The sequence below is a fragment of the Mucilaginibacter robiniae genome (genome assembly GCF_012849215.1).
Classification (GTDB): domain Bacteria; phylum Bacteroidota; class Bacteroidia; order Sphingobacteriales; family Sphingobacteriaceae; genus Mucilaginibacter; species Mucilaginibacter robiniae.
Genome location: NZ_CP051682.1, coordinates 4,841,836 through 4,853,952, shown reverse-complemented (window position 1 = coordinate 4,853,952; position 12,117 = coordinate 4,841,836). Strand labels below are relative to the sequence as shown.

The window sequence follows — 12,117 nt, the reverse complement described above, 5'->3', positions numbered from 1 at the left end:
AAGACAATATGCTGTTTAACTCTAGCGGCTGTATTAATCAATAATATTGTTTTTACTTGTTGGTTGAAGAGGTAGAGGCTGTTCAACCATTTCAAGCAAAGTAGTTTCAATAGAAATACTCATAGCGTTTAATGCTAAATCATTAGCCTCCGTGCCAAAAGGGTCTTCTATCTCGTCGGCTATAGCCTCTAGGGCCACAAAGGTGTAGGCAATAAAAACTACTACCAATGGTGTAAACCAGCCCAAGCTATCTACAAAGCCAAAAGGTAACATCAAGCAATACAGGTAAACAGTACGATGCAGCAGAATGCTGTAAGTATAAGGTATTGGCGTTGATGCCAGCCTTTCACAACCACCAATTATATCTGAAAGCTTATTTAAGTTTTCATCCATTGCCGTTTGTTGTATAGAATCCATCTTCCCCTGAAGTTTAGCCTCTTTGATCCAACATCCAAGCTCTTTCAATATCATGATTGGCTTGTAGAGAGTTGCATTTATTCTCGCTGCTAACTCTTGAGGTAATCTTTGCTGTAAGTCGGCTGAGGCATCAGTGTTTCTTAACTGGTGTTTCAGTGCGTAAACTAAAGCTGTCAGGTAACGAACAAAGCTGATTACTTCTTCACTTTGTGCCGAATAGCTAGTTAATGTTATGGATTGGCGAACCAGCGAGCGGGTATCATTCAGCAAAGCGCCCCAAAGTTTGCGAGCTTCCCAAAAACGATCATAGCTGGCATTGTTCCGAAAACCTAAAAATAAAGCGAGTGCAATGCCAAATAAGGTAAAAGGCGTAGGGTTTAAAGGGACTTTATAATTGAATAAAGTTCCTTTAAAAAATACAATACCGATAGAAAGTAACAGAAGCAGGATTAAACGAGGTAATAATTTTGGAAGTACCGAACCTCTCCAGATAAATAACATACGAAACCAGCTTTCATTACCTTTCTTAATCATAGTGCTTGTATGGTTTTACAAATTAAACCATCTTCATTTAGTTAATATAAATATTACTTAGTGATACATGAATAAACTACAAAAATAATAACCTAGTTAGGAATACTAGTTGGCTTTGATGTTGATGTGATAAAAGCATACATTATGAATTATTTATATTATAATTTATGACGTAATTAAGTCTGAAAAAGGGCGTTATTAACATTATCTTTACAGGCTCTTTAAGGATTATGAACAATACTACGCTGCTTACTTGCAATCAGTTACTCAATATATTTTCTTCTTCGCATATTGCTACGGCCATATATACAACCGATGACTTGATTGTTGAAGCTGTTACCGATGCCATGTTGGCCTTTTGGGGTAAAGATCGATCAATAGTTGGTTTGCCATTGGCTATAGCTGTACCGGAACTGCAAGGGCAAGTTTTTATTGCACAATTACAATCGGTACTTAGAACAGGAAACACTTTTAACGGCACCAATGTACCTGCGGAATTATATGTAGATGACCGTTTACAGGTTAAGTATTATGATTATGAATACCGTGCCTTGCAAAATAGTGAGGGAGAAATATATTGTTTGTTGCACACCGCTACCGATGTAACTGAACGTGTATTGGGTTCCGAAGCAGTTGAAAAGGAACATCGGCAAAGCCTCATGTTAGAGCGTGAACAGGTTTTAAATGGCGAATTGTCTGCAGCTAATGAGGAGCTATTTTCCATCAATGAAGAGTTGCGGCAAACACAAGATAGTTTGCATGAGTTGAACATGGAACTTGAAAGTCGGGTGGCAAAACGGACAAGTGAATTGGCGGAGAGCGAAAGTAATCTTCGTTACATGATTGATGACGCACCCGTAGCTATTGCTGTATTCAAAGGACCTGATTTTATAGTTGAACAGGCAAATCAATATGTTTTAAAAATTTGGGGTAAGTCTGATGCGGTAATTGGCAAAACTATATACCAGGCACTTCCGGAAATTGAAGGGCAAAGCTTTTTCCCTGTTTTAAAACAGGTTTTTGAAAGTGGCGAAGCATTTTTGGGTAATGAAGCACCTGGCATTATGGAATACAACGGTGTACTGAAGCAGATTTATACCAACTTTGTATTTAAGCCTCTTAAAAACGAGAATGGGGTTACGCATAGCATCATGATTGTGGCTACTGAAGTAACTGAGCAAGTACATAACCGTTTAGCTATTGAGGCAGCCAAATACCGCTTTCAGGTTATGGTAAGCAATACACCGGTAGCCATGGCGATTCTTAGAGGACGAGAGCTGGTTATTGAACAAGCTAACCAGCCCATGCTGAACATATGGCGGCGTAACAGTGAGCAGGTAATTGGCTTTACCTTAACAGATGTTTTTCCTGAACTGGTTGATCAGCCAAACCCTGCACGCATGCGTAATGTATTTGAAACAAAGGAGCGAATAGCCTTACCTGAAACTCCGGTTACCTTGGCTGCAGTAGATGGCTCCTTGCATACACATTATGCTAAGTTCTCGTATGATCCCATACTGGATCAAAATGGTAATGTAGAATCATTGCTCGTTACTGTAATTGATATTACCGAACTAGTAGAAAGCCGGAATGACTTAGAATTTAGCAAAGCTGAATTACAGGAAACGACGGAAGAATTAGCCGCAACCAACGAAGAGCTAACCGTCATTAATGAAGAAATGATGGCTTCTAACGAGGAACTGGTAAGTACAAATGAAGAGCTGATTGCTATTCAAGATCAGCTCCAGCTCACAGTTCATGAATTAAAGGATAGTGAAGAGCGCTTCCGCTTTTTACTAAATGCTATGCCACAACAGGTTTGGACAGCAACGCCAGATGGAACTATAAACTATGTGAACCAATTAGCTAGCCAGCAACTGGGTTATGATTCGGAAGTTGCAGTTAGTTATGGCTGGCAAAAGTTTATTCATCCGGAGGATTTCAATAGAGCCGCCGAGTTATGGATGAAATCGCTAAAGACTGGTAAGGATTACACTGTTGAATTCCGCATACGATTTGCCGACGGGTCATACTACTGGCACTTGGGTAAAGCTGTGCCTTTAATTGAAAACGGCCAGATTAAGTTGTGGATCGGTACCAATACCAACATAGATTTGCAGAAAGCAAATGAGCAAAAGAAAGATGAATTCTTATCTATAGCTAGTCATGAGTTAAAAACGCCGCTCACCAGTATTAAAGCTTTTAATCAAATCATGCAACGCACGCGTGATACGGAAAAGCTGAGCAATTTCATGAGTAAATCATCCGAACACATCTTGCGTCTGGAAAAGCTCATTTCAGATTTATTGGATGTTACTAAACTGAATGCTGGTAAATTGGAATATCACATGCAGCCATTTAGCTTTAAGCAACTTTTAAAAGACAGCATTGAGAGTGTTCAGCATATATCGCCTTCTCATCAAATCATGTTAGAGAGTGCGGTAGAAATAACTTTTACCGGAGACCAATTCCGGTTGGAGCAGGTGATAAATAATTTTTTATCTAATGCAGTAAAATATTCGCCGAAAGGAGAGAAGGTGGTAGTAAAGAGCTGGCTAGACAATGACCACGTTACCGTTTCAGTGCAGGATTTTGGTATTGGTATTGACCAAGCACACATTGATAAATTGTTTGACCGTTATTATCGTGTAGATAACACAGCCATGCGTTTTGAAGGTTTAGGATTGGGCTTGTTTATATCGTCCGAAGTGCTTAAGCGTCATCAAGGTAGGTTCTGGATAGAAAGTGAGCCAGGAAAAGGTTCTACGTTCTATTTTAGTATACCGGTACTAACACCAAAAAACACGGTAAGCAATAGTATTCTGATAGATTTAAACCAGGATTTATCATCAGAAAATATCAGGCTAAATTAATCTGATATATTGAAGAGCAAATAAACCTAATAAGTAGGTTTATTTGCTTGTGCTTTTAAGTGCCCAATAAACAAGAGCTGGTTGAAACCATAATCTTGCAAATCGCTTTTTATCAGTGTTTAAACCAAAAGCACTACGATCATGAGTGTACTGTGCAATGTTGCCCGGGAAAACTGCTGCAAAAAACGCGGCCGCAACTTTGCCTACGGTTTCTCGATGCTTTTTAGGAGTGAATATCAAAGCACTACCTAATGCAATTTCAACAAAGCCAGAATATACTACGGTGTCATCTTTTTCTAAAGGTATCCAGTTAGGTACTTGCGCCTGAAATTCTTTGCGGGCAAAACTTAGGTGGCTAACGCCTGCAAATACCAGAGCTGATCCTAATAATATCCGGCTGGTATCTTTTAGTATTTCTTTATTGGTCATGTTAGCTATTTGTATACTTGAATAATTAACAAACACTATTCCACAACGGTAATTCTACACTTAGAAGTGTTATGATAAACAACAAAGCCTTGCTAATTAGTAGCAAGGCTTTGTTATTTTACAGTGTTTCTGGTTCAACTTGCTTTTCGCGAGCTTGTTTAGCTGCTGCAACCATGTTTTCCAAGGCGGCCTTTGTTTCAGGCCACTTACGGGTTTTTAAACCACAATCCGGATTTACCCAGATGTTTTCTGCAGGCAGCAGTGTTGCTGCCTTTTCTAGCAAGCTAACCATCTCTTCTGTGCTAGGTACACGTGGGGAGTGGATATCGTATACACCTGGGCCAATCTCATTCGGGTATTCGAAATCTGCAAAAGCTTCCAGCAGTTCCATTTGTGAACGCGACGTTTCGATGGTGATTACGTCAGCATCCATAGCCGCAATGTTTTCAATAATATCATTAAATTCACTGTAGCACATATGGGTATGAATCTGTGTTTCATTCTGCACACCACTGGCCGAAATACGGAAAGCCTTAATTGCCCAATCCAAGTAAGTTGGCCAGTTGGCTTTACGCAACGGTAATCCTTCACGAATAGCAGGCTCATCAATTTGAATAATGCCGATACCAGCTTGTTCAAGCGCTACTACTTCGTCACGTATAGCTAAGGCAATTTGGTTGGCAGTAACTGATCTTGGCTGATCGTCACGTACAAATGACCATTGTAATATGGTGATAGGTCCTGTTAGCATGCCTTTCATGTGCTTTTCAGTTTGTGCAGCAGCAAAGCTGCTCCAACGCACCGTCATATCTTTAGGGCGGCTTACATCACCGTAAATAACCGGTGGTTTTACACAGCGGCTACCATAACTTTGTACCCAGCCGTTTTGGGTGAACAAATAACCCTCTAATTGCTCGCCGAAATACTCTACCATATCATTACGCTCAAACTCGCCATGTACCAGAACATCCAAGCCAATTTCTTCCTGTAAGCGAATGGTATCTATAGTAGCTTGTTCAATAGCCTGCTCGTACTCTGCTTGTGTAATCTCGCCCTTTTTTAACTTAGCTCTTAGCTTGCGTATATCATCTGTTTGCGGGAAAGAACCAATTGTTGTAGTTGGAAATAAAGGTAGTTGAAAACGCTTTTGTTGTAATTGTTGGCGTATAGCAAAGGCACTCCCTCTTTGAGCATCCGTATCAGTAATATCAGCCACGCGTTGCTTCACCACTTCTTTATGCACTAATTTTGATGAGCTGCGAGTATCAAGAGCTTGCTGATTAGCTTGTAATGAAGTTGTATTTCCTTGGCTGATATCGAATAACTCTTTTACTTCTGTTAACTTTTGTTTGGCAAACGCCATCCAGTTTTTCAAACCGTAATCCAATTGGGTTTCCAGATCAAGATCATAAGGAGAATGTAATAAAGAACAAGATGGCGCAATCATGATCCTGTCGCTTCCAATAGCAGCAGTTGCTTGGTTAACCAATTCTAACGATTGCTGATAATTATTTTTCCAAACATTACGACCATCTACTACGCCTAACGATAATGATAATCTTTCAGGAATTAGTGCCAGTACTTCATCCAACTGACCAGGAGCACGTACTAAATCAATATGCAAGGCTGCTATAGGTAAATTAACTGCCAGATGAGTATTATCCAGCAATGCATCAAAGTATGTAGCTACCAAAATTTTGATGCCGCTAATACGATTGCTGATGGCTTGGTACGCATAGGCAAATGCTTCTTTCTCTTTCTTGCTTAGGTCTAACGCTAAATAAGGTTCATCAAGCTGCACCCATTCGGCACCTAATGCTTTCAGCCGGTTGATGATTTCTACATAAACCGGAACCAGCTTTTTGATAAGATCAATCCGTTCAAATCCTTCTTCTTTTTCTTTACCCAAAAGCAGGTAAGATACCGGACCAATAATTACGGGTTTAGCTGCTTTGCCGCAGTACTGATGTGCGTAGTTAAACTCGGCATAAAGCTTTTCTGAAAATACACGAAACTCTTGGTTAGCTGTAAACTCAGGCACAATGTAGTGGTAGTTGGTATCAAACCATTTGGTCATTTCCATGGCTGTAACATCCAGCCCATCTTTCTGGTAGCCACGAGCCATAGCAAAATAGAGGTCAAGCTCGTCATTTTCTTTTACGCTAGATACTACCTGAGTGTAACGGGTAGGTATGACACCTAATAGCAAGCTCATGTCCAGTACCTGATCATAGTAACTGAAATCATTACATGGAATCAGGTCAATGCCGGCATCTATCTGTAACTGCCAGTTTTCTTCTTTGATTTTCCGGGCAACTTGGTGTAGTTCGCCTTTGTCAATTTTGCCTGCCCAGTATTGTTCACAGGCTTTTTTTAATTGTCGGTGGCTGCCCACTCTGGGGTAGCCGAGGTTGTTTTTAAGCATACGCATAAAACTTTTGGTTAAACATTAATAGATAATTAATGCTCCTTACGTTTTTGGTACACTTTCGGGAAAATAGGGTAGAAATAAACAATAGAAAGCCAGTACAATCGGGCGCAACTCTTCCCTTGTGTTCATGACATTCATGTTTGTCCATGGACTACTGCTTCAATCGCGAAAGCATCGGTCTTAAAACAGCATAGGCAAGTCTCCTGGCTCGTTTTCCATTAAGCGCCTTCCCATAAGCTAATAGCTAACAGTGGCATGTGCTTAACAGTAATGAATGCTGATAGCAGTTTGGAAAATTAAATTACCTCATGCTATTTGCTATTCATTGTAAAACTTACAGTTGCGCGACAGCCCGTGATTTGCACACGGTTCCTTCTTCGTTCCGACTCTCGCCGAAAACCTTTGCTGCTGGAAGATTTATTCTTGTAAAGAACGTTAGCACAAAGATAACAGATTGCAATATCATTTTAACTAATCATTTAACAGGAACACAATAATCTATCTTCGGTAAATACAAGCTTGTACTTAAATTTAATGCTTAGTTATACATGAGGTTGGTAATTTAACTTGTTACGTATAAGTGGATTGTGATATTCATTTAATGTGTTTCTTTTTTAATGTAATCACTGTAATTTCTGGCCAGATACCTACGCGACCTTTAAAACCTAAAAAGCCAAAACCCCGGTTTACATACAGGTATTGGTTGTTTTGTTTGTATAACCCAGCCCAGTTCCGGTAAATATATTTCGCCGGGCTCCATTTCAAACCTAAAAACTCGATACCGAACTGCATACCATGTGTGTGCCCAGCCAGTGTTAAATGAACCGGTTGATGGTGCTTTAGTGTAACCGCTTCCCAATGGGTAGGATCATGAGAGAGGAGTATTTTAAAGGCACTGTCTGCTACATTTGCGGTGGCCTTTTTCAAATCACCATATTGATGAAAGCCTTTACCCCAGTTTTCTACGCCTACTAATGTTATAGCTTGTCCGTCTTTTTTAATCTGTGTAGCTTCATTCAGGAGCAAATTGAAACCAATTTCCTCGTGTATTTTTTTAAGCTGGTTTAGGTTAGCTTGTTTATCACCAAGGTTTTCCCATTGTACATAATCGCCATAATCATGGTTGCCTAACACCGAGTATTTACCATAGGATGCCTGAAGTTTGGCAAAAGCAGGGATCCATCGGTCCATTTCAGAAGCTTTGTTGTTTACCAAATCGCCTGTAAATAAAATGATGTCACTCTTTTGTGCATTAACTAAGGCTAATCCTTTTCCTACACCTTTTTCGCTGGTAAAACTTCCCGAATGTATATCTGAAAGCTGGGTAATGGTAAAACCATCAAATGCATCCGGCAAGTCGTCAAACTCCAACGTTTCACGAAGTACTTGGTAATGATGTCGTCCTTGCGTAAGACCAAAAAGTAAAGCGAAGAACGGGATAGCAGCAATAACTACTGTTGTTAAACTAACCCAATAACTTCTTGGCGGAAAGCCACGAAATAGTCTGGTAATATCTTCCAACAATAGCACGGTTGAACCAAATATTTTGGGTACAACAGCCAGTAACATCAATGCCATTAACACCGAAACTAACCGAGGGTGCTGACGCATACGTTGCCCACGGCTTACGTAAAAAATACCACCAACCAGTATCAGGTCGATTAGCCAATAACCATATACTATAAGAGCATTGTTGGATAGAGTATGAACAGCTTGGAAAAAGTAAAGATCAGTTAAAATCCAAATAAGTGTAATATAAGCAATACGTTGTTTCATATAAATACGTGCATGCAAGTGCAGTAGTTAAAGACGGATGAACCCTATAAATATTTTAAACTTAAATTAAATAGGACCTGCTAATTACATTAGGTGTGATTTGTATATTGTATAATATTACTTAACTTATTAATATATAATTACTTAAATATATTATGTGAATCTGATAAGTAAATTCGTATGATGGTTATCATACGGTATTGTGATTAAGAACATTCTTTAAACAACAGAAAACGATCAAATTTAATTAGCAATACAGAACAGGGTTTACTGGCTTATATAGTTAGCAAATCCTGTTCAATTAATAATTAAATGGAGAAAACATGTTAAGAACACTTAATGATACCGAAATTCAAGAAGTTTTAAAAAGTAACTTTCTGGCACGTATTGGTTGTACCGACGGAACTAAAGTTTATGTAGTACCTATTCATTACCATTATGAAGAGAATGCCGTTTTATGTTACTCACTGGAGGGTTTGAAAATTGATTTGATGCGCAAACATACATCTGTTTGTTTGGAAGTGGATGAAATCAGAGACGCAAATCATTGGAGGTGTGTAGTAATTAACGGTAGATACGAAGAGATAACTAATGAAAATGAGCTAGGAGATTTGAGACCTCGCTACACTGAATACTTGATTAGACAACGGGTAAGCCTTCCTTCCGAGTCGCCGAATGCTGATCAGCTTGAATCTACTGATTTGCATTCAAACACTGCACAGGTTTTCTTCAGAATAAAGTATGAATCGATTTCTGGACGAGCAGATGATTAATTGTTAAATTAATTTAAAATAGGTAGTTATAACGACTAACTCTTTTTATAATTTAGCTTGTGAAATGGTTCTGTTCCAAGTTACTTAAACTTTTTAAAGCATCCTTAAAAATGCTATTAATATATTAAAAAGCTTAAGAAACGATAAACGTTATTAAGTGAGCTGTAATGTAAATATGATCTTAGTCATATTTTTACTTAACTGGCATCATTCCCCATTTTTAGAATTAGGCTGATTTTTGATTAAGTAAATTCTTAAAGATGGGCGTACATACCCTTACACAAGTTGACTGCTACCATTGTGGCAATGAATGCAACGAAACACATTACGAACTGGATGATAAAAGCTTTTGTTGCTTAGGCTGCAAAGGGGTTTATCAGGTACTTTCGCAAAGCGGTTTATGCAATTACTATACTTATAATGACCACCCCGGAGCAAACCGCGCCAGCGTAGACAAACGCTTTGAGTTTTTAGATGAGCCTTCCATTATCGGTGATTTGATTGATTATGCCGATGATCGAATTGTTATTGCTACCTTATACATACCGTACATGCATTGCAGTTCATGCATATGGTTGTTAGAGCAGTTAAACAGAATTAATCCAGCTATATATTACAGCCGGGTAGATTTCCTGAAAAAGCAATTAAATGTGCGCTTTAATAAAAGCGACATCAGCTTACGGCAGGTAGTAGAATTGCTGTACGATATTGGTTACGAACCTTTAATCAGCCTGCAGGATGTAGTAAAAAAACAGATTACCGGCAAAAAAGATAATCTGGTTAAAAAAATAGCACTTGCCGGATTTTGCTTTGGTAATGTGATGCTTATGAGTTTTCCGGAGTACCTAGGTTTATCCGGTCAGGAGCAAACGTTCCGGCAGTTTTTCGGCTGGTTGAATATCTTGTTTTCACTGCCAGTAGTATTTTATAGCGGAACTGAATACTTCACCTCTGCCTGGAACAATCTTCGCAATCGGATACTAAATATCGATTTTCCCTTAGCTCTTGGTATTGCCGTTTTATTTGTACGTACCCTGGCAGAAATTTTAACACATACTGGATCAGGCTTTGCCGATACTTTATGCGGATTGGTGTTTTTTCTGCTGGTTGGTAAATTCGTACAACGCAAAACTTATTACCACATTTCTTTCGAGCGTGACTACCGGTCATTTTTCCCGGTGGCAGTGCAGGTGTTGGAAGAAAACCAAGAAGAAAAAAGAGAACGCCCTGTGCCATTATCAGAGTTGAAGGTAGGTCAGCGCATACGTATCAGGCACAATGAAATTATTCCTGCTGATGCTATTTTGCTGCAAGGAGATGCTTTGATTGACTTTAGTTTCGTTACTGGCGAAGCTATTCCTGTAAGCCGTATTGCCGGAGAAATTATTTATGCAGGTGGCCGACAAACCGGTGGTGCACTTGAATTGGAAGTTATTAAACCTGTATCGCAAAGCTATTTAACTCAACTTTGGAATAACGAAGCTTTTACCCGCTTGCCAGATAATCGGATGCAAACTTTCAGTGAAAAAGTTAGTCGCTATTTTTCTGTGGCTTTGCTGGTGGTTGCTTTAGGTGCACTGTTGTTCTGGCTGCCTACAGATGTTAGCCGGGCTGTATCGGCGTTTACTGCGGTACTTATTGTAGCGTGCCCGTGCGCACTAGCATTAAGTACACCATTTACCATGTCGGCCGCCTTGAGTGTTTTTGATCGCAACTTCTTTTACCTGAAAAATACGGCTGTAGTAGAGCAACTTGCCCGTATAAATATGCTGGTACTGGATAAAACCGGTACTATTACTACTGGTGCAGATACCACTGTTAGTTTACACGGCGAATTAACCGACTTGGAAAAAAATATGGTTTATAGCTTGTGTGGTAATTCCAGTCACCCGCTTAGTCGGCAAATTTGCCGGATGTTGGGTGAGCATACCTTACTGTTAGTGAATAACTATCGGGAGATTGCAGGTAAAGGAATATCAGCTACGGTAAAGGGGCATACTATACAGATAGGTAGTGCGTCATTTGCAGCGCAACCTTCCATTAAACTTAAAACAGCTACAGAAGTACACGTAGTAATTGATGAAGTGTACAGGGGCACGTTTGTGTTTAAACAAAGTTTTCGCAATGGATTAAAGCAGATATTCAGCTTGAAGCCGCAATACCAGTTTTGCTTATTGTCAGGCGATCAGGATTATGAGCGAGATGTTTTATGCAACTTTTTTGAGGATGATAACTGTATGCACTTTCAGCAATCACCGCAAGATAAACTGGATTTCATTAAAGCATTGCAACTGAAAGGTGGCAAAGTAATGATGATAGGTGATGGGTTGAATGATGCCGGTGCTTTAAAACAAAGCGACCTGGGTGTAGCGATCACGGATGACGTTAACAACTTTTCGCCAGGAAGCGATGCTATATTAGATGGTCAATCTCTAAGTAAGCTGCCCGAATTTTTTAAGTTTTCTAAAGATTCAGTTCGCATCATACATATCTCTTTCCTTATTTCCCTTACCTACAACTGCATTGGTTTAAGCTACGCCATTACCGGTCATTTATCTCCGCTTATTGCGGCTATATTAATGCCTTTGAGCACTGCAACTATTATTTCATTCACCAGCATAGCTACTCATATAGCAGCTAAAAACAGACGACTGTTATGAGCATTATTTATTTTTTAATCGGGTGCAGCATTTTGCTTGCCCTGATGTTCTTGTGTGCCTTTTTCTGGGCGCAGCGGCATGGTCAGCACGAAGATTTATATACTCCCTCAGTACGTATCCTGCTAGATGATCAGCCTGATGTAAATTCACAAAATAGTGATGAAGATCAGTTTTTGAGCCAATGACCGTCATTCTGCAGCCCAGGCCACTGTTCTACTTTTACA

General features: G+C 39.5%; 8 protein-coding genes and 1 riboswitch. Of the genes, 4 read left to right on the top strand and 4 right to left on the bottom strand.

What is annotated here, in order from left to right; genetic code table 11:
* Nucleotides 1-33 precede the first annotated feature (33 nt).
* Nucleotides 34-951, bottom strand: coding sequence for a bestrophin family protein (locus HH214_RS21230; RefSeq protein WP_169610961.1), 918 nt, complete (start codon nt 949-951; stop codon nt 34-36).
* A 230-nt stretch (nt 952-1,181) separates the two neighbouring features.
* On the opposite strand from HH214_RS21230, the gene HH214_RS21225 reads away from it, so the two are divergent.
* On the top strand, nt 1,182-3,824 hold the full coding sequence (locus HH214_RS21225; protein ID WP_169610960.1) for a PAS domain-containing protein: 2,643 nt from the start codon (nt 1,182-1,184) through the stop codon (nt 3,822-3,824).
* Nucleotides 3,825-3,863: 39 nt separating this feature from the next.
* Here the strand turns inward: HH214_RS21225 and HH214_RS21220 are convergent, their stop codons facing one another.
* The 3 genes from HH214_RS21220 to HH214_RS21210 form a co-directional block, all read right to left on the bottom strand.
* The gene (locus tag HH214_RS21220) at nt 3,864-4,253 is read right to left on the bottom strand and encodes a DoxX family protein (protein ID WP_169610959.1); all 390 of its coding nucleotides are present in this window, start codon (nt 4,251-4,253) and stop codon (nt 3,864-3,866) included.
* A 118-nt stretch (nt 4,254-4,371) separates the two neighbouring features.
* On the bottom strand, nt 4,372-6,678 hold the full coding sequence (gene metE, locus HH214_RS21215) for a 5-methyltetrahydropteroyltriglutamate--homocysteine S-methyltransferase (RefSeq protein WP_169611248.1): 2,307 nt from the start codon (nt 6,676-6,678) through the stop codon (nt 4,372-4,374).
* A 182-nt stretch (nt 6,679-6,860) separates the two neighbouring features.
* A riboswitch (cobalamin riboswitch) is annotated at nt 6,861-7,103 on the bottom strand.
* 175 nt (nt 7,104-7,278) lie between these two features.
* Entirely contained in the window at nt 7,279-8,460 is a 1,182-nt protein-coding gene (locus HH214_RS21210) for a metallophosphoesterase (RefSeq protein WP_169610958.1), read from the bottom strand.
* A gap of 323 nt (nt 8,461-8,783) precedes the next feature.
* Between HH214_RS21210 and HH214_RS21205 the strand changes: the two genes are divergently transcribed.
* From HH214_RS21205 to ccoS, 3 genes are all read left to right on the top strand, one after another.
* Entirely contained in the window at nt 8,784-9,233 is a 450-nt protein-coding gene (locus HH214_RS21205) for a pyridoxamine 5'-phosphate oxidase family protein (RefSeq protein ID WP_169610957.1), read from the top strand.
* A 260-nt stretch (nt 9,234-9,493) separates the two neighbouring features.
* Nucleotides 9,494-11,893 (top strand): heavy metal translocating P-type ATPase, encoded by a 2,400-nt coding sequence (locus tag HH214_RS21200; protein WP_169610956.1) that lies wholly within the window; start codon nt 9,494-9,496, stop codon nt 11,891-11,893.
* Nucleotides 11,890-12,078, top strand: coding sequence for a cbb3-type cytochrome oxidase assembly protein CcoS (ccoS, locus tag HH214_RS21195; protein WP_169610955.1), 189 nt, complete (start codon nt 11,890-11,892; stop codon nt 12,076-12,078). The genes HH214_RS21200 and ccoS overlap by 4 nt, the downstream gene beginning before the upstream one ends.
* The last annotated feature ends 39 nt before the right edge of the window (nt 12,079-12,117 follow it).